The organism is Arenicella xantha (assembly GCF_003315245.1).
In the GTDB taxonomy this organism is placed as follows: Bacteria; Pseudomonadota; Gammaproteobacteria; order Arenicellales; family Arenicellaceae; genus Arenicella; species Arenicella xantha.
The window spans coordinates 1,055,093-1,075,742 of sequence record NZ_QNRT01000002.1; the positions used below are offsets into that span (position 1 = coordinate 1,055,093).

General features: G+C 44.5%; 16 protein-coding genes. 3 read left to right on the forward strand and 13 right to left on the reverse strand.

The window, feature by feature from the left end; genetic code table 11:
- The first annotated feature begins 2 nt into the window (after positions 1-2).
- Positions 3-260, forward strand: a complete 258-nt coding sequence (locus DFR28_RS19585) for a hypothetical protein (protein WP_147250995.1) — start codon at positions 3-5, stop codon at positions 258-260.
- Here the strand turns inward: DFR28_RS19585 and gyrA are convergent.
- From gyrA to DFR28_RS10445, 10 genes are all read right to left on the reverse strand, one after another.
- Complete coding sequence (gene gyrA, locus DFR28_RS10400) at positions 237-2,909, reverse strand: DNA gyrase subunit A (RefSeq protein ID WP_113954248.1); 2,673 nt, start codon at positions 2,907-2,909, stop codon at positions 237-239. The two genes, DFR28_RS19585 and gyrA, sit on opposite strands and share 24 nt — an antisense overlap.
- Before the next feature lie 164 nt (positions 2,910-3,073).
- Positions 3,074-4,171 carry a glycosyltransferase gene (locus tag DFR28_RS10405; protein ID WP_147250996.1) on the reverse strand — a complete coding sequence of 366 codons (1,098 nt, stop codon included), beginning with the start codon at positions 4,169-4,171 and terminating at the stop codon, positions 3,074-3,076.
- A gap of 117 nt (positions 4,172-4,288) precedes the next feature.
- A complete protein-coding gene (locus tag DFR28_RS10410; protein ID WP_113954250.1) occupies positions 4,289-5,218 on the reverse strand; it encodes a hypothetical protein in 930 nt (309 codons plus the stop codon).
- Between the two features lie 15 nt (positions 5,219-5,233).
- Positions 5,234-6,049 (reverse strand): sulfotransferase family 2 domain-containing protein, encoded by an 816-nt coding sequence (locus DFR28_RS10415; RefSeq protein ID WP_170132057.1) that lies wholly within the window; start codon positions 6,047-6,049, stop codon positions 5,234-5,236.
- A gap of 282 nt (positions 6,050-6,331) precedes the next feature.
- Positions 6,332-6,667, reverse strand: coding sequence for a hypothetical protein (locus DFR28_RS10420; RefSeq protein WP_147250997.1), 336 nt, complete (start codon positions 6,665-6,667; stop codon positions 6,332-6,334).
- A 324-nt stretch (positions 6,668-6,991) separates the two neighbouring features.
- Positions 6,992-7,888 (reverse strand): NAD-dependent epimerase/dehydratase family protein, encoded by an 897-nt coding sequence (locus DFR28_RS10425; protein ID WP_113954253.1) that lies wholly within the window; start codon positions 7,886-7,888, stop codon positions 6,992-6,994.
- Positions 7,889-7,892: 4 nt separating this feature from the next.
- Positions 7,893-8,885, reverse strand: a complete 993-nt coding sequence (locus DFR28_RS10430; RefSeq protein WP_113954254.1) for a glycosyltransferase — start codon at positions 8,883-8,885, stop codon at positions 7,893-7,895.
- Positions 8,886-8,900: 15 nt separating this feature from the next.
- On the reverse strand, positions 8,901-9,650 hold the full coding sequence (locus DFR28_RS10435) for a class I SAM-dependent methyltransferase (RefSeq protein ID WP_113954255.1): 750 nt from the start codon (positions 9,648-9,650) through the stop codon (positions 8,901-8,903).
- A 155-nt stretch (positions 9,651-9,805) separates the two neighbouring features.
- Complete coding sequence (locus DFR28_RS10440) at positions 9,806-12,190, reverse strand: hypothetical protein (RefSeq protein WP_113954256.1); 2,385 nt, start codon at positions 12,188-12,190, stop codon at positions 9,806-9,808.
- Positions 12,191-12,246: 56 nt separating this feature from the next.
- A complete protein-coding gene (locus DFR28_RS10445; protein WP_147250998.1) occupies positions 12,247-12,582 on the reverse strand; it encodes a DMT family transporter in 336 nt (111 codons plus the stop codon).
- 132 nt (positions 12,583-12,714) lie between these two features.
- Between DFR28_RS10445 and DFR28_RS10450 the strand changes: the two genes are divergently transcribed.
- Both DFR28_RS10450 and DFR28_RS10455 read left to right on the forward strand, forming a co-directional pair.
- On the forward strand, positions 12,715-13,794 hold the full coding sequence (locus tag DFR28_RS10450; RefSeq protein WP_170132058.1) for a glycosyltransferase family 4 protein: 1,080 nt from the start codon (positions 12,715-12,717) through the stop codon (positions 13,792-13,794).
- Between the two features lie 147 nt (positions 13,795-13,941).
- The gene (locus DFR28_RS10455; RefSeq protein WP_147250999.1) at positions 13,942-14,517 is read left to right on the forward strand and encodes a hypothetical protein; all 576 of its coding nucleotides are present in this window, start codon (positions 13,942-13,944) and stop codon (positions 14,515-14,517) included.
- A gap of 92 nt (positions 14,518-14,609) precedes the next feature.
- Here DFR28_RS10455 and DFR28_RS10460 read toward each other — a convergent pair whose 3' ends face one another.
- From DFR28_RS10460 to DFR28_RS10470, 3 genes are read right to left on the reverse strand one after another with little or no spacing between them, the layout of a single operon-like run.
- Positions 14,610-15,608, reverse strand: coding sequence for a class I SAM-dependent methyltransferase (locus DFR28_RS10460; protein WP_113954260.1), 999 nt, complete (start codon positions 15,606-15,608; stop codon positions 14,610-14,612).
- Positions 15,605-19,051: a glycosyltransferase gene (locus DFR28_RS10465; RefSeq protein ID WP_113954261.1), complete on the reverse strand. Its 3,447-nt coding sequence runs from the start codon at positions 19,049-19,051 to the stop codon at positions 15,605-15,607. The genes DFR28_RS10460 and DFR28_RS10465 overlap by 4 nt, the downstream gene beginning before the upstream one ends.
- Entirely contained in the window at positions 19,051-20,484 is a 1,434-nt protein-coding gene (locus DFR28_RS10470; protein WP_113954568.1) for a mannose-1-phosphate guanylyltransferase/mannose-6-phosphate isomerase, read from the reverse strand. The genes DFR28_RS10465 and DFR28_RS10470 overlap by 1 nt, the downstream gene beginning before the upstream one ends.
- Positions 20,485-20,650 lie beyond the last annotated feature (166 nt).

The following is a 20,650-nucleotide window of genomic DNA, read 5'->3' on the forward strand; positions in this document are numbered from 1 at the left end:
AAATGAAGCCTCCATATCACCGGTTATATCAGCAAGCAACACTAAACGAGGATAGCCAGATTTACCAAGCCAGCTACCCCACTCAACCTAAACGTAGACTAGCCAAACAATCGGCATCACCAAACCATCATGATGCCGATTTCACTGTGCGGCTATTTATTCCGTATCTTCGTTATTCCGTATCTTCGTTATTCCGTATCTTCGTTATTCCGTATCTTCGTTATTCCGTATCTTTCTTATTCCGTATCTTCGGCATCTGACTCTGAGTCAGCATCGACAGCCGCGTCGCTCGGCTCACTAGCCTCAGGTTCAACACCATCTACTAGCGCTTCAACATCACCGTCAAGCATAGCAACATCTTCTTCCTCTTCGGATTCGGCGACCTTCTGAACACTAATCAGCTTCTCTCCAGTCGACACACCAATGACTTTCACGCCTTGAGTATTACGACCGATCACCGAAACCTCAGCAACGCGAGTCCTCACCAAAGTGCCACCATTGGTGATCAGCATGGCTTCGTCGTGCTCTTCAACCAAAACAGCACCAATAGCATTACCATTGCGCTCGCTAGTTTGAATAGAGATTACACCTTGACCACCACGACCCTGAAGATTGTATTCTGCCAACGAAGTACGCTTACCATAACCGTTTTCAGTTAATGTCAGCACCGCTGAATCAGCATCGGCTGCATCACAAATAATCATCGCGTTCACTAGGTGGTCGGCGGCTAATTTAATACCTCGGACTCCCCGTGCGGTGCGGCCCATACGTCGCACATCATGCTCATCAAAACGAATTGCCTTACCGGATGTGGTAAACAACATTACTTCTTGAGCACCATTAGTGACACCAACGCCAACCAACGAATTACCTTCAACCAAGTCGAGTGCAATAATGCCGTTTGAACGCGGGCGCGAGAAATCCATCAAGGACGTCTTCTTAACCGTACCATCACTGGTGGCCATAAATACATGCTGACCTTCGGTAAATTCTTTAACCGGCAGAATCGCAGTAATATGCTCATCGCTATCTAGTGGCAACAAGTTAACAATCGGCTTACCACGCGCATTGCGCCCGGCTTGCGGCAGTTCATACACTTTTAGCCAGTAAACTTTACCCTTATCTGAGAAGCACAGAACCGTATCGTGCGAGTTGGCCACAAACATGCGCTCAACAAAGTCTTCATCTTTGGTTTTGGTGGCGCTCTTACCCTTGCCGCCACGTCGCTGGGCACGATAATCACTTAACGGCTGCGACTTAGCGTAGCCTTCATGCGACAACGTTACGACCAAGTCTTCCTCAGCGATCATGTCCTCAAGCGTTAGGTCGAGCTTTTGGTCAAGTATTTCAGTACGACGCTGATCGCCATACTCTTCTCTGATTGCCACCAACTCTTCACGAATCACTTCCATCAAGCGGCCGACGTTTTCCAGAATATTAATAAATTCAGCGATCTTTTCGAGCACTTCAGCGTACTCTTCACGAATCTTGTCTTGCTCAAGGCCAGTTAAGCGATGTAAACGCAAATCAAGAATCGCTTGCGCCTGCTTCTCGGACAAGAAATACGCATCAGCATGTAAGCCTAGCGCTGGATCCAAGCCCTGTGGTTTGGAAGAAACGTCGCCAGCACGCGAGATCATGTCGGCAACCACGCCAGGCGCCCAACTCTGCGCCAACAACTGCTCTTTGGCCACTGCCGGACTGGCTGATTTCTTGATCAACTCGATCATTTCATCAATATTGCTCAAGGCAATCGCCAAACCTTCTAATGTGTGAGCACGAGCACGCGCTTTACGCAGGTTATAAATAGTACGCCTTGTAACAACCTCACGACGATGCTTGATAAATTCTTCAAGCAACTCGCGCAAATTGAATAAGCGCGGCTGATTGTTCAGCAAGGCAACTGTATTAATGCCGAATACGGTCTGCAGCTGGGTTTGTTGAAACAGCTTATTTAGAATAACCTCGGCCACTTCACCACGACGCACAGCGATAAACATGCGCATACCGCTCTTATCAGACTCGTCGCGTAACTCGGTGATGCCGTCAATCTTTTTGGTTTTAACCAGCTCAGCGATCTTCTCAAGCAAGCGTGCCTTATTCACCATGTAAGGCAACTCAGTCACAATAATAGACTGACGACCATTGGCTTCATTGGTTTCAATGTGCGTGCGTGCACGCATATAAATTTTGCCGCGACCCGTGCGATACGCATCGCGAATACCGCTCGACCCGTTAATAAAACCGGAGGTCGGGAAGTCTGGGCCGGGAATGTGCTCCATTAATTCGTCGATCGTAATGTCTTCATTATCGATCATAGCCACACAGCCGTTAATGACTTCAGTCAAATTATGCGGTGGAATATTGGTCGCCATACCAACAGCGATACCCGATGAACCATTAACCAACAGCGTCGGAATCCGCGTCGGCATAACCGACGGTTGCATTTCGCTTTCGTCGTAGTTCGGGTAGAAATCAACGGTCTCCTTGTCGAGATCCGCCAAAATTTCATGCGCAATCTTTGACAAACGAATTTCGGTGTAACGCATTGCGGCTGGCGAATCGCCATCAACCGAACCAAAGTTACCTTGACCGTCGACCAAGGGGTAACGCATAGAAAAATCTTGCGCTAACCGAACAATCGTATCGTAAACCGCAGTATCACCATGCGGATGGTATTTACCGATAACATCACCAACAATACGCGCCGATTTCTTATAGGGCTTATTGAAGTCATTGTTAAGCTGCGACATGGCGAATAGCGCACGTCGATGCACAGGTTTCAAACCATCACGAACATCTGGCAACGCACGCCCAACGATAACGCTCATAGCGTAATCTAGGTACGATTGCCGCATCTCCTGCTCGAGGTTAGCAGGGATGGTTTCTTTAGCAAATTGGTCGGTCATAATCGCGCTATTTATTTATAAAAAATAAGTAGTTGATTATATCGAAAAACGCCACCTAATGCATTCATAAGTGGAGGCCGCACACAAATCAAAAACCACTTCTGCTATATATACCATCAAGCCATCGAACCCGCCGACAAAGCACTCACAATCGAGGCATTAATTCAAATCATTGTGTGATAAACATGAGATATCGCCTGCACCATCAACTTCTCACTAAACTTTTCCGCGTAAAGCCTTCTTGACTCCCTCTGCATTGACTTCAAACCAACATCATCTAAAGCAACTTGGTTTAGCGATTTAGCCATTCCAACAAAATCCGTCATCGGATATAAGCGCCCATTCTTAGCGCCCACCAATTCACTCATCCCACAAACATCTGTGCTAAAAATACAAAGCCCAGCGCGCAGCCCCTCAATCACGCTGAGAGGCATACCCTCATACCGTGAAGTCACCAACATCACATCGTAATCACCAAGCAATGACCCGGCACGAGGCTCATCCAAAACAATCTCGCAACGCTCTTTAGCTTTGCTAATACTGACAAGGTCAAATAACTCCGCAGCACCCGCGCCAGAGGTATATATCGTCATACGAACATCTTCCCCGGCATTCTCTAAGACCTGCAATGCACCATAAATATTTTTTTGATACGACGCTCTACCAACAAACACAACACGAAGCTGACCAAACGGCCTCTCTGTACGTTCAATCTGCTCATCCGGAATACCATTTGGTATGCATTTCGACCGCCCCCCTTCAAGAATACCCGCACTGAGCCCCAACCTTAGATCGAACTCTGACACCGTTATCCAAAAATCCGTTAATGGTCGCATAATTTTTTCCATCGCCACCTGAAGGCGTCGACGCACGCCAACATCAAGCCCAGCAAAGTGCCACCCATGAACTGTATACAGAGTCTTTATACCCAATACCTTTGCTGCAATACGGCCGCTCATCGACGCCAATGCAGAGTGCGTGTGAACCAACCCTGGATCAAAACGTCGCAGCACCGCGAGCAAACGAAACGTGGCTCCTACCACATTATAGGAATCAATAGATGGACAGACTTCAACCTGCACTCTTAATTGACGGGCATACTCTGTCAACAATCCCTCAGAACCGGACACTAAAAGCAGGTCGCACTCTGAAGAGAAACCAGCAAGGATAGAGCGAACGTGATTTTGTGCACCACCAATATCGCTACGAGTGATTATGATAGCTATTCGCGGCTTCTTACTGGTCATATCATTGAGACTCATATCATTAACCTGCCAAGCGATGAACACTGCAATCCAGCCTTCACCCTACACATCAAGATGCTGACCTAAGTGAAAGCCAACCAACACAGCAACGCCACCAAAGGCATTCACATCAAGCTAAATTGGCGGATGTTGTATTTTTTCAACAATAATGCGTTGCTGTAACACGCGACTAAGCACACGACTCAACTCACCGGCATACACCACCGCAAACCTAATACCGAAAACAAGAAATAAAGCCGCGACACCGCTAAACCCAAACTGCCTCTCCGAGTACCACAACATAAAAGCAATCATCATGATAACAATCGATATACCACCAAATAACTCTGAATAAATAATTGAGTTTCGCCCGAACATGTAATTCTCATTAATCAGCTGAAGTGCGCGAAGGTAGTCATCATCCATAGATAAAACAGCCTTCCTGCATTGCTGCATTTCAGTGTGAACAAACACCTCTTTTCGCCCTTTCAACAACATCAAAGCCAGCATTATCGGCACTAACAACAAAACCAACAAACCTGCTAAAGGATTGATTAGAAATATTCCACTAAATAAGAAAAAATAGAAAAGCAAAATTTCCAACGACTTAATAACACCCTCATAGCCGATCGGAACCTTATCTAAACAGATATGCAAATGCATAGGCACATGATCATTCAGAGGCGAGAGTAACAAACCTGAAATGGTCGCGGTGCGATAATGGAGAAAGAAAAATAAATAGACCTTATTAAGAACATACTGAGCAACTATCAATACAACAAGTATGATGACCAACGCATAAAGAAGGTTCGACTGATTAATTTCGGCCAGACCATAACCACTCGCAAATTGATTTACAACCTTTACAATTGAAGAGGGGTCAATGACTGACAGAAAAACTTTTACAATAAGCACAAAAACAACGACAGACAATCCGCGAACCAAAAACCCTAAAAAAACAAGGAATAATGTTGCCATGGGTCGCTTAGCAAGCAACTGAAGGTAGAATTTCAGAACCTGCATGGAATCCGCAAACTGAATACGACTCTCAGCGTTTTTTTTCATACACCACCGAAAAACCTAAGCCAGCGCTCGACAAGCAGACCTTAGGTCATCAAGCTTTTGATCCGCACCGTCAACCAACTCAAATCGCTTAACTACCGCCGCCTTAGTAAACTCATATAACTGCATATCAAGCTCGTTAGCACTCATAAGCCGAGCATATAACTCTGCCCCCAAGTCAGATTCCAACTCCGCTAAACGCTCCTCTCTTGACACTGCTCGAGCTCTACTTACATTCTGTTTTTGATAAGAAAAATCTATCTCAAACTCTGTCTTTGAAAAGTGCTCAGAAAAAAGCACCACACTCTCATCAAACAACTCCACAACGCCGATTAAAGGATTTTTTTCCACAAAACTTATTGCCTCTTCTAAGTACTCACTAGTTGGAGAGAAGCGCTGAGGCATACTATTTGAAGTCAAATAGCGAATCTGCATATTTCGAATGGTCGGAGCCACATCATCCTGCAACCGCCAAGCCACATACTCGGCAATATTCATTCTTTTAGCGTTTTGCGCACCTGGCGTGTCCGCGACCTGCTTACGTTCAAAGTCATAGACCGAGCGAACCCGAAGCATCGGATCTCTAAGCATCACGATGGTATGAACATCCCAAACATCACTACTAGGTACCGGAAGCCTCAGTGAGTGGCTAGACAACGCACGCAGTTTTGGCTTCGCCTTTAACACCTCAAAGATATACTCGCGCTCCTTACGCATCCTCGTGTCGTCGCGATCATCCTGAAAGCCAGACCCAAAATTTCGCTCTAAAATCCAGTCAATCGTCGTTCCTGCATTTTTAAATATATGAGCATGAGCAATGATAGTTTTTTTCACAAGAAGAACGCTCGAATCCAGAAATTCTGGATTTGTATTAATCGATGCTTTAGCAAAACGAAACATCAATGATTATATGCAAACGCACAAAACCGATTGCGCGAAAGAATTTTTTTTGTTTGCCCTACCCATGGCCAGCAAACCACACAGAAGACCCTATGCGGAATGATTATTTAATGACCAGCCAAATACAAACACCCAAAAAAATAGAGAGCTACAAATAGCTCTCTATTTTAATCTTTTTTCCGCCCCATAAAATGAAGCAAAAAAGCCGAAAAGCTCTTATTGCGATAAAAATACACTTTGAATTGGAGTACCAAAACCTTCGCAACCAGTACTTGTTGGAATTTCAATTTCAATTGGCTTCTCTAAAGCGTACGCAGTCAACAATGATGCAATTACAGACTTCGCACCAGCAGCATCAGACTGCACTTTATATACAAGTGTGCAATTTGATGAATCATTCATCTCATCGGAGCTAACAGTTACAAAGTAATTGCCACTTGCATATGGACGCATTTTAGTAATATCTACTGCTACTGAACGTGGCTCAGCACTGGCAGTAAACGACGTGGCAATTGCCATAAGGCTAACAGCTAGGACAGAAATTTTTTTCACTTTGGTCTCCGTTGATAAGGTAGAGGAATTACATTAATTTATTAGGGAAGTTTATACAACACCAATGAAATGTCAAGTAAGTAGAAATTAATGCTCACTCACAACCATTCCCCAATGCTGAATGGATAATTTTAACCTCACAAAAATAGTACAGCATATACACATGCTTAACTCAGTCGATGCACATTTTTCACGCCACCGCTGCTCGCTGCTATAGCCCAGCCACGCAACAAAACTTCACCACCTAAAATTAGGATGTCGTATATACAAATTACTTATACATCGAAAACACGCCAAGATCAATCGCACGAAAATACCCAGATGCTAATGAGCCACCCCGATATTGGCAGCCAACAACCTAACCCCCTCTTCCAGACTCGTTGCCTGGTATCGTAGAGCAGTCAACTGGGGAGCAAAAAGAATATCCTTATCATTACCTGCACTAGGAACATAAACGAGCTTCAACCTTCGGTTTGTAACCTTGGACACAATATTTTTTAATGTGTCAATGGAAGTAGGTCGCCCACTAGCAAGCAACTGAACCCCAGACTGGGTATTCGCCACAATATCACCGACAACATGGCGCGCAATGTCTCCATTAAAGATGTAATCTCTCAAAGTATTTTGCAGCGCATAAATTTCCACCGTAGATCCAGCGATCGCCGACATGACCATTCTATTTATCAACCCCACCCGACTACCACGCAAACCAAGACCATAAACCGATGCGGCACGGTAAACGCGTGCAACCGCAGAGCGCTCTAACACCAACCTCTCTTGCTCCAGTTTCCAACGAGCATACGGGCGATCATAATTAATTTGACCCAGCGCAGACACAAACCCTGAGTGTTCATAGATGCCTCCAGCAGAACTTATTAGCGACACCCTAAGCTCCACATCAGGCAACTCAAGCAGCGACACAACCACATCCTTGTAATAGTTATACTCATTTTCCATTTCAGCGTCGCTAGCTGAAAAACCGCCCTTGCCCGCTGCCCAAACCAAATCAACCGTCGAATACCCACCATGCTCCACAAGACACGAAAGCGTATGCTTTAGTTCCGCGGGGTTATTCCAGTCAGTATTGGTCGTCGCAACACTTATCGTTCGACTACAAAATACCTTAGCCTGAAACGCAATCTCGAAACCAATCAACCCCCGGCCAACCACCAGCACTAAATGAGGCTCCCCAAAATTGAATTCGTATGCCGATATACTCAATTTTCTATTTACGAAACCAAGCCACTAACGCAGAATCATTTGAACGGTCGACAGTGAAGAATGTTGGCCGACCAAGCTGGTTAGTTACTAACACGCTCACATATTCAAGAATAATGCACAAAATCATAATAATAACCCCCCCCAAAAATGTAATCAGCGATACCAGAGAAGCCCATCCGACCACGCCCACTGACTCGGGCACTAATATCTTTTGAATGATTGCGGTAGCGCCAGCCGCTACTGCTAAAATTATAGCCATCACCCCAACAAACAATCCCTTCGACGCAATATCAAATGACGAACTCACCATCAAGCGGCGCGCATGATTGATTAAACCAGCAAGACTGTACCCACTCTCGTCATCATCAATAAAGCGATTGTCTTTCAATTCGATAGCAACCGTAACCGCAGACTTAGTGAACCACGATATCGCAATATCGAGATAGGTCTGACTACTACTTGAGCTAGCTGCGGCTCTTGCAATACTGCCGCGAATCAGTCTAAAGCTATTAAAAAATCTTATCTGCGGCGTTCGCGTAAGCTTTGCCAATATTTTCTTAACAACTTTGGACGACAGATCGCGCCAACTTTTACCGTGCGCTGGACTAAAAGGTGCGGCATAGACCACATCCGCAGCATTATTTACTTGAGCTCGGAATAATTGGTCGATGTCAGCTGGTTTGTGCTGAAGATCTTCATCCAATGTGACCACCCAATCACTTGATGAGTGACACAAGCCTGCAACGGTTGCCGAGTGCTGCCCGTAGTTCCTCGATAAACTCAACACCCTTACCCATGGATACTCTGCACTTATCTGTGCCAGCACCTCACTGGACGAGTCGATGGAACCATCATCGACAAAAATGGATTCGACTAAGGCCATTGGCGCATCGGCCCGCTCCCACTGACCCCTAATCTTTTCAATTTCAGCAACTAAGTCTCGAAGATATTTCTCGCCACAATATACGGGGGTTACGGTACTCACAGAAATTTTCATTTTAAACAAACCCGACTAATCTTTCTTTGTTGCAACAACAACCATGGACAGGCCGAATGGAATATTCAGAATTCCAGCCCATAACCGCTCCAATCCAAACAAGGCTTTAAGCGTGCTATTTATAACCCCGACTGGAATAGAGAGCCCCGTATCAACATTGTCTATAGCTCCTTTGAGTCGACTAGAGACCCTTTCAACGACCGCGAGTGGAAACAAAACAGAATTAAAGTATGACGCATACTGGACCTGATACCCTGCATTTTCGAGTAAGCGGCGATAATCTGGCAGTGTGTACCGGCGACAATGATGATTCGCAACATCATGCGCAGACCACAGCCATTGATATGCGGGCACTGTGGTCACTAAAACACCATCTTTGCGAATAAACTTTTGAACGGCCTTTAACGCAGCCAGATCATCCTGAATGTGCTCCACTACATCTAACAAAAACACGCCATCATATTGAGCCGTCAAGTCAATATCATCTGGCAATGAACCACCTGCAACCTTAACGACATTATCCAATCCGCGCTGCTCAATAAATTGGCGTGCGTATGGCTCCATTTCAATAGCTGTCACATTACCAAACTCAGCGAGTAGCGGAAGGTTCCCACCAGTTCCACTACCAATCTCACAAAGCTCTAGATCAACGCGTTCGCGAAAAACAAACTTGGCAATAATTCGTTTTAGATATTGGCGCCTAGCAACGAACCACCAGTGCTCGCCCTCAACCACACTCATATCTTTATAAACTTGCTCATCCATACCACAACTACCTTAACCATATTTCGTTTTGATCGCTAGCAACCCAATAAAGAGAAACCGATTCCAAATTGTGTTACTAGCACTTAAAAGAATATATCCAACTCAGTCCCAGCAAGCCTAGAGACTGAATGCTGATCCAGTTCTTTTCTTAACCATCAAACACTTGCACTCTTATCAGATTGAGCTCGACCTGATCCAAACAGACCACAAAGAAAAAATAGAACACTGATCAGCAACACCAAAACACCAAGACCAGTTAACCATACGCCAAGCCTAAATATAGATGGCATGAACGTATATTTAAGCGTGTAGGTTCCCGCAGGTATATTAAAGGCCAGCCGGTATCCGTCAACTAACAATGGCTCGACTTTGACACCATTCAAATAACCAACCCAATGTTCACTAAAAACTTGATCACTTACAAATAACCCAGCAGATGATTGCTCTATTTGATAAATTTCAGTCGACCCGTAACGACTCACTAGCGAGATAGACTTGTCGACCAAGTCGGCATGATCACAAAGAAGGCCTGGTGTTAACTTTTTCGCAGCATTTGGAGGGAAAATATCCCGTGCTCCCCCCTTAGATACAAACATCACACGACCATCTTCTTGCCTCGAGATACAGCCTAGGTTGGCAAACCCCAAATGGTAGTCTGCAATCTCATAAAGATGTAACTCACCCACGTGTCCAGAGTATGTGTAAAAATCTAAATATTCACTTCCTTCATCCAGTTTTGTCGCTCGCAGCACATGACTTACCCCAGCATTTAGAAGACGCGTATGATTCTTAAATGCCGCGCTGATCGTCAGCCGCTTGAATAACGTATGCTCATAATAAGGTCGAGGCGTATGGTACATACGCATGACATCCCACCCGGCACTCATCGCAACTGATTGCAGGTGAGGGTGTAAAAAAACCTGTTTCGACAAACACGCCGATTCCCTTGTTTTAGAATTTACTCGCGGGTCAATAGCTAGCCGCGCATGAGAGCCAAGCCTTGCTCGTGCCGCATAAAGGTCTTCCTGTAAATCAACAAAGACAGCGCAAGACAAGTACAGGTCTCGCTCTTTAGGTACCTTCGGATGCATAATCATTGAGTTTTGCGGCAAGTATGCAATCAACAAGATCACCAGCATCATTGAGCTATACCGTGAGCGGCACAATAAGATAGCAAGAATAGATGCCAGGGCGGGCAAACCAAATACCCAAACCGGCAAACCAGAGGAACTATGACGAAAATCATTAGCCACACTTAGTTGGTAGCACGTTCCCACTAGAGTGGCGACACTTATAACAAGCACCCCAATTGACTTTGATCGGTCGGCTTGATGCCGCAACAACTCAGAGCATGCGAGAGCCGCAACAATCAATATGATCGTGGTAGTAACGTAGGTGTTTGCCAAAGGGTAACGTATGGAGTTTAAAAGCGGCAACTGATAGCTAATTCTATGTACAAATGTTGCATCCCCAAACGCATCAAACAAGAAATATAAAGCACCAAATAAAAGCGGGTAGAGGTGAATTTTACGCCAATTCAAAGCAACACCGTAAATGAACAACGCTATTACACTAACACCAAGATATAAGTGCCCAATCCCAAACCACTCTGTAGGCGCTATAAACTGACTAAGCCCGTGCAAATCAAAACTTAACACCGAATCCAACGTGCCCTCATAGGGGGGCTTGAGAGAACCAGTGGTGTAACCACCTGAATACCATCGAATATAGTTTGGCGATTCACTTAAGGTCGGAAGCAAGTGCGATGCACCAATCAACAAAGACACAAACCCTCCGGCAATGGTGACCGCAAAAATCTTGACGGACTCGCTGAAGTTTGGACGGGCTTTGAGAAAACAGAAAAGAAAGAAAAACGCCGACAAAACAACTGCATAGACTAGCGGCAATGCTGTTCCTAACGCAATAAAACCAAAACCGATCAACAAGTAAATAAAACCTAGAAGCCGGTTCTTAAGATTTACAATCTCCCATAGACCCAGCAAACAAAATGGAATCCACGTATATCCCGATAACGCCCAAATCCATGATGACCACATTTTGAGGTGTAGTGAATATCCGTAAAACACACCAAAGAGTATCGCAACCACTGAACTGACGCCCATTCGCTTGATAAGAAGAGAGAATGATAAGCATGCGACTACTAGGTGAAACACCACTGAAGCAAAATCAAGTTTAAGATTTGTTAGATAGCTAAAATCACCATCCAATCCCAGCGTCAAATAAAACGGGTACAAAACCCCAAAATAGGGGTAGCTATAAATATCCTCTCGCGCGGAAAGAATTTTTGGCATCAAATGACTAAGCGTATTCCCCTCTCGAAGAGCACCATTTATCGTTGGCGCATAAATCTGAGAATCGTGGCCTAACCCAATAGTCGGAAAGACCGACCAGAAAACAGGCAACCAAACCAATATATTAATCGCCAAAAAGAGCAACCAAAACAGCAACCAAGAATCGCTGATTAAGGTTTTGTAGATAGCGCCTTGAGGGCACCCTAGGGGTAAAGTATTTTTTTTCATGAGGCTAGTTAGGCATCCACCTAAATAAACAGGCTAATTCAATGTGTATCTGAGATTTATGCACGCGCAACAAACACACACCCGACCACAATAAGAGCTGTGCCAAACACTTTGCCAAATGACAATGTTTCCCCAAATACCCCCACACCAGCAGCAAGAGTCATTATGAAACCTAAACTAATAAACGGATAAGCTGCCGAGATTTCAACTCTAGTTAGCACCCATATCCAGTTGGCAGCACTCACCACGTAAATTGCCAAACCAAGCAAGATATATATATTAAAATACGATAAAACATAGCTGATACTCGACAAGTCGACCTTTTCAGTCAACCCGTCTGCACGAATCTTATTAGCACCAACTTTGAGTATCAATTGCGCAAATGTCGACATAAAAACACTTAAAATGACGATTGAAAAATTGGTGAGAGACATGGCCAGAATCGAGCTTAAATCAAATTTGCTGAAGTATACATCAAGTGTATGCCTCAAGCCCCACACCTGAGTCACACAGGCAACCAACGAATGAACCAAAAACGTATCACCCTAGCCATCGACGCACGCCCATTATCGCGTGGAAGCGGAGGAATCCAACGCTATCTAAAACGAATTATTCCCCACCTAATAGCATCAGGCGAATTTGACATTATTTTGTATTCAGATGGTCTAATTGAAGGCGTACCTGACGACATCCTTTCCAAGATCAAAGTACGGCAAACACTACGCGGAAAACTGGCAGCCGTTAGCTGGTACTGGATGGCTCCTATATGGATACGCCTTGATCGAGCCGATTCATATTGGTCGCCACGTCACCATCTACCATTTTTCACCCCAAAAAGTACGGCGACAATTGTAACGATACACGACTTTGTATGGAAAAAAGTGCCTCAAACTATGCCAAGAATACAATGGCTAACCGAACGCTTACTCATGCCGACTGCTATACGTTCCACCAATAAAATTATTTGTATTAGCCAAACCACGCAATCACAACTGGAGGAGTACTTCCCTGGCGCTGAAAAGAAGAGCAAGGTCATTTTACATGGCGAGGAGACGTCCAGCCATATCACTGGACCCAGCAATACAAGCAAATCTGTTGACAGTTATTTTTTAACCGTAGGGACTCTAGAGCCTCGCAAAAATTATGAGAGCTTAATTCGAGCGTTTGATATGTACTGCTCGGAAGGCGGCACGGTTGACCTTATTATTGTTGGCAAGAATGGCTGGAACTACCAAAGCATCTACGACGAAAAAAATAAATCCAATTTTAGTTCACGTATCAAAATTCTAAACTCAGTGAATGACGAAGAGTTAATTACCCTCTATCAAGGAGCACAAGGGTTCATTTCAATTTCGATTGATGAAGGGTATGGACTTCCACCACAGGAGGCCATGGCATTCGGCCTCCCCATACTTTTATCAACAATCGATGTGTATCGCGAACTCTATCCATCAGCAGATTTGTGGGTTAACAATCACGATATAAATGAGATATCGCACGCCATCAGCCAACTCAATAAGCTACCCAAAAAAAATACCTACACACCAAACGGGCGACTTTGGTCAGATTGCGCCAAACAACACATAAAATACATAAAAGCTTGAGGCTCGAATTATGAAACCGTAATTTCACACACATCAAAAAAATAATTTTATACACTGACGAGATAGCGTCGCCCATAATAGGCTAAAACTATTTCGTTCATTGATACGCAAATGAAAAACTTAACTCTCACCAAAAAATCCACGCCCATGAAACTCATTTTGTTATTGCCTGCGGTATTGATTTGCGCAGCATGCTCCACGGTAAGCTCACCTCGCAATTCAGCAATCGACAACCAGATCCAAGAGCTTGCAAGCAGATACTTTGAAGCATTAAACTCCCAAGATTTCGAAGCAGCCGCACTAATGGTAGACCCCTCTGACTTGCAGGCTTTTCGCGATAAACTGCTAATCACTAAGGATGTAAGCACTCCAATTAGAGAAGAGTTTATATACTCATATTTTGGTCCCGACGCGTCGGACAAGTCAGTTGAAGCCTTAACCGACGCCCAATATTATGGCAAAATGAGCAAGAGCATCTATGCCACTAGCCAAGGAACGAGAACATATACAAACAAGTTTAAGGGGCCACGAATTATCGGTAGCGTTAAAGAACACAACAACGCTCACGTAGTAATAGAATATTCAACACGAACCGTCGACGGCACGATGTCAACCTTAGTCGAAGTCGTTACACTTAGAAACAAGGACAACACATGGTTCGTCGCTCAACATCATGAAATGACCGCACTCGCCGACCGTATAGCATCAATGTTTAACCAATGAGCTATTGCCACCTAGCTAGCCACTCTTTCTATAATCGCTTTACCGCGGGCGCAGCTTTCATGCCTTACAACGCCAACTTGGTCACGGTGTAGTTAGTCACAGTTCAAGCTATACCAAAATGAGGCACCACGGGTCCCAACTCCGGTGCCTTCCATTAATTTTTTCGCCTCGATATTCATACAGCAATGAGTAAACCAGCTACCGAACAGAACACTGGCTTTAGGATTATCTAATAAATAGGCATAGAGCAAGTACTGCTCAGTCCAATAAATATGCGAGTTTAGGGCGCTCGACTTCGGCATCCCGAACGGTAAGTAGATATCGTGAGAATGCACGATGGTTTTGGTTTTAACTTCCGGCATCAACTTCAGATAGATGTAGAGACAGTCGCTGCCAATTTTTACGGTATGAGTAGAATCAATAAACCAAATATCCGACTCATCGATCATGGCCACTGCGTCGGCCACTGGAATATCTTGCACTTTCTCACGAACAATTTCTTTTACGCTATCAATATTTTCCAAGAAGTCCATCGGATAAGGTTCAATACAAACAATCTCACCAAAACCATTTGCCTTTATTGCCGCATCCGCGACAAGCGTGGAAAACCCTGAGCCTATTTCGAGTATTTTTTTCGGCTTGAAATGACGAATCATACAATAGTAAGACATTGCATCTAGTCGCGAAAACGCAGGATTTGACCAATAAAACCCTGTAACATTTTCTCGGTCACCATCGCTCGGAGGAGTAAATTCCTTCGCATACACCTGAATAACGTCGATAAATGAACGTAACGCTTCAAGGTCAAATATATTGTCAAATACTGGCACATCCTCTTCACGGTATTCAAACGACTCTCGAATATCAGCTACAGAGGGAATATCCGAATAGAAATTGCTCGGCACCACGTTTACTTTAGCCTTTTGAAGGCGCTCTCGCACACCAGGCTCAAGCCAAATTATCTTTTTCGCTAAACTGATTAACGTCTGCATTTCCTCAGCAGACATACTTTTAGCGTCTACAAAACCTCCCGTAGACTCTACACCACCTCCGGAAAAGTTGCCCTCCCCCTTTTTGTTAACTTCTTTCATACCTCGTCCGACTTATCTAGGCCTAAAATTGTTGTCAACGCCGTTAACGCGGCATCTTTTGAAAAGTACTCGATCAATGCTTTATCGGCCAACGAAACCTGTGAATCACATGCGTCATCGCTAGTAAGCAACAGCACTAGTTGATCAATAACCCCTTGCTCTGTATCTCGTACACTCAAATACGCATTAGCGTCGCCTGGCAATCCTTCAGCGCCAATGGGGGTCGTCACTACTGGAACACCATATTGCATGCTCTCGATCACCTTCCCCTTGACACCAGCTCCATATCGCAAAGGTACTATCGAAACACGAGCCTGCCCGTATGCGGAAACTAACTCACTCTCAGACACGTAACCCAACACATCAATCGCGTCGGATTGCAAGTTAGTTATGTGGGCTGGACTATTTGACCCAATGATACTGAGCTTCACATCCGGCACTATGGCGAGCACTTCAGGAAATATTTTATCTAGAAACCAATTAATGCCATCTAGGTTGGGCGGATGACCGAACCCACCGACGAATAAAATATTTCGGTCACGCACCGAATGTCTGCCGACATCAACATCCGATTGTTCGAACCAATACATTGGCTTGTAGGCCACATTAATAGAAGGATCTTCTTTCTTTACTGTATCGACTTCATTCTCGGACAACCACATCGATATATCGCACTTTCGCATAATATCGAACTCAATTTCCTTCCACTCGTCAGAACTACGTGCATCTGCATCGCGGATTCCCAGCAACTCTTCCCTACCAACACGAATGTAATGCAAGTCTGCTCCGTGATAGGCCAAGAACGGAGGATTCTCCAGCGCCAATATTTTATCGATATAGTTAACCGTAATATGCGGTCGATTTAGGTACACAGCATCGATTGTGTGGGCATGCTCCTGCAACCACGCATACCAGTTATTTTTAAAATATTCACCGTATAAAACCTCCACCCCCAACGACTGCAACTCCCTGGTATAGGGCTGATGAGGGTAAAAGTTATCACCAAGAAAAATGACGTGGATCCCACGTTCTACCATCAATTCAACATAACGCTGAGCTACTTTCGAACCGGCGTCCTTATCATGAAAAGGCACATGGTGATCAACGAACAAGACAGTTTTTTTATCTCTTCCGTGCACACGCGCAGAAAACAAATCTTCGGGACCAGTGTAATGCTCAGCATCTAAAGTTTGCTGCCATTTCTCTCTGAATTTTTTACGGTTAGTTACTTGATATTTTTTTATACCAGAATCTTCGTTACTACCATGCGAAACTCCTTCAAAATGCACCACCGTCGAAGATGCAACAAATCGAACACGAAGCCCTAACGCCCGTGCTTGGAAACAGAAATCAGTATCTTCGTAATATGCCGGCGCAAACTCAGTATCAAACCCGCCAATCCGGCTCCATAGAGACTTCTTGAATACTAAACAAGCTCCTGAAACATAATCAACATCACGAGAAAACTCATATTCTGGCTTATTAGGTTGATCAAACCTTCCATAATTCCACCCTGACGCATCACTAAAAATAATACCGCCAGCTTCCTGTAACCTTCCATCTGGGTAAACAAATTTTGGGCCCGTAATTCCGATTTCGGGGCAGTGCTCTAAAGGCGATATTAGTTCACTTAACCAACCAGCTTGAACATTAGTATCATTATTTAATAGAACAATAAACTTTCCACGAGCAGCAGTAACGGAAGAGTTACAGTTAAGCAAAAATCCTTGATTTTCATCACCTCGCACTATCCGAATGCCTTTTACATATTCACCAAGCTGCGCAGTTTGGTCACTAGAACAATCATCAGCAATGATTACCTCAAAGAGTAACGAGTGATTATCTGTATGCTTATGAATGCTGAGTAGGCATGAAAATGTAGTCAAATAATTATTAAAAACAGGTATCACTATTGATACAACTGGTGCAGCTGGCAATTGAAACTCTAGCTTTGTTTCTGGCCAATCGGGGCACTCGCTTGGAACATGAATATCTAAGCTAGAGTTACCCCCAGGATCGACAACATCATATTGAAGTAGAGCCTGACGAACCGCAATATCACCATCATTTTTACCAACCAAAAGCCTCAAAGCTTTAACTACCCTTTTACGATTAACCCGCCGCAAGAACGACCGAGGGTTCCGCAAAAATCCTTTGAGCATCAACAGCCTGGTTGAATCTGCAGGTAGCACATTCTCTAACTCAACACTAGTTATTCCGTGAGTTGACTTATCAAACGCTGAATGCAAGGTGCGATGCTTAATCAAACGAAGTCTTACGAATACCTTATTCATCAAGGCCATAAGCGTATATCGCTTACTGCGCATAAAATGCTTCAAATCGACCGCTACATCTATCAATTGAGAATGCCGCTCTTCGGCTTGACACTCCAATTTGGTATTTTTTTCTTGAAGCTCTTCGGCTTGACACTCCAATTTGGTGATTTTTTCTCGATATTCCTTTAATTGTTTTTGCTGCTCGCCAAGCTCAGTTTTGACCTCATTCAAACTGCGGTCACTCGCATGCCACTCTTGTTCTAGGCGAAGCTTCTCAGCCGACCACCTTTGCGCATCATTATCCCTTTGACTATTTAGTTGGGCTTGATCTCGCTCAAACCTCGCTGCCTCGATGCTAAATACCATCCGAGACTCTAGATCGTGCCAAGAAAATTCACTCAACGACACCTCTGGCAACGCCAAAATTTTCGCCGCATCTCCCGCCACTGCATATTTCCAAGCTTTCTCAATCACTGGAAAGTTACTTAATTGTTTGCTCGCGTCATCATTGAAATGCTTAACTAATCCACTATCAAAAATGCGCTGCTCGTCGCTTGCCTCCTCACCCGAACTCTCAGCGAGAGTGGAAACACCTTGTAAAAACTCATTCAACTTAGACTCAAAAGCCCCGCCCCCATCAAATTCAACGCAAAACACATTGGGTTCGTCGACCAATGAAGAGGCCAGCATTCGAGTTTGGTGATACCAAAACACTAACCCTTGCTCAATAGGAATACCGTTTCTCGTGTGTAATGACTTAGCGACAGAAATAGGGTGCCTGACGACCCATACATGGTGTGTGGCATTGAGGTGTGACTTCCATAACGGCCACGTAATACTCAAACGAGGCTCCTTCAAAAACCAATCATCGTGTTCATTTAATTGGTCAGCAATAACCCTAATTTGATCAAGATATTCACTGCCAACATCCATCAATTCCGAGTTTGATAGAGCTGGCGCCAAGGTGAACCAAGACATATTCAAGGAGGCCAATATCTTGTCATTTAATTCAACAACATCGAGTCGTTCCCAAAACCCTTTCTGGTTATCGACACGCGGCGGCATTTTATTCTGCTCATCCGCATACCACAGCCCAGCCCGCTCGAGAATACCTGCCGATGCTGATGTTCCAGAGCGATGAACCCCGTGTACCACTATTTTACGCATTAGTTTGACTCTACTTCTAATCGACCATAAATATCTTCATAGCGCACAATATCGTCTTCACCTAAATAGTCTCCTGACTGCACCTCAATCAACTCAAGTTGAACCTTACCTGGATTTCTCAGCTGATGTTTTGCACCTATTGGTATATAGGTTGACTCGTTAACTCTTAATAGCAACTCTTGATCACCATTAACGACTTCAGCGGTACCCTTAACCACCACCCAATGCTCGGCGCGATGATAATGTTTTTGTAGACTCAGTTGGGCGCCAGGATAAACGACTAAGCGCTTAACTTGAAACCCCAACTCATTTTCAATAGAGTCATAAAACCCCCAGGGTCGGTAAACTTTCCGATGAATATTCGCTTCTGAGCGCTTCAATTCGGCTATTTCTTCTACAATCTTCTTAACTTCCTGAACACGCTCCTTCGAGGCTAACAATATAGAATCATCTGTTTCGACCAGAATGAAATTATCCATCCCAAGGCAAGCAATCAATTTTTTTTCACTAATTATCAGGCTATTGTGCACGTCTCGTGTCATGACATCGCCTCGCAACACATTGCCATTGCCATCCTTATCTAATTGCTGCCAAAGCGCCGACCATGACCCAATATCGTTCCATCCTACATCCAACCCTATTGTCACCGCCTCCAACGTATTCTCCATTACGGCGTAATCAATAGAATTAGAGGCACACTGTTCAAATTCATCTTTGTCTATTCTAATAAAATCGAGATCATCACTAGCGTTGCGTAGTGATTCACGACAAACCTCGACCATTTCTGGCTCGTTTCGTTGCAGTTGTTCTAAGTAGCTAGCTGCAGTAAACATGAAAATTCCACTATTCCAAAAGTAAGCTCCACTATCTATGTAGACCTGAGCAGTCTCTAGATTGGGCTTCTCAACAAACTCACCTACCTCATAAACACCAAGCGAAACTTCTTCGCCGCGCCGAATGTAACCGTAACCAGTTTCGGGCGCGCTGGGCACGATCCCAAAAGTCACAAGCTTTCCAGCTACGCAAGATGAACGACCGCTTTCAACTGCGCGTTGAAATCCAGCAACATCCTCGATCACATGATCGGCAGGCAAAACTAAAATTACATCGTCTGCCCGACCATCGGCCTCTAATGACAATGCTGCCAAGGCAATAGCTGGCGCGGTGTTCTTAGCGACAGGCTCCAAAATAATCTTACACTTTTGCTCAGTACACTCTCGTAACTGTTCCGCCACTAAAAAGCGATGCTCGTGATTTGCAACCACGATTGGAGCCTCCAAATCTGCAAGGCCATCTAGTCTAAGCACAGTTTCCTGCAGCATTGTTTTATCTGAAACCAAACGTAGAAACTGCTTTGGGTATAAGGCTCGGGAGCTAGGCCACAGACGACTTCCAGATCCACCGGACAAAATCACAGGAACAATTGATGACATAATAATGATGTATGGGAATTTTCCGCCAATTATAACAGCCAAGGTTGGTTAAATTTAATGAATATTTTTAGAAACCCTGCTCACTTCACTTGCTACAATCCACACGTGGTTCACGTGCAGCAGAAACTGCCAACCAAATTTGATCAACGCAACCTAGAACGAGAGT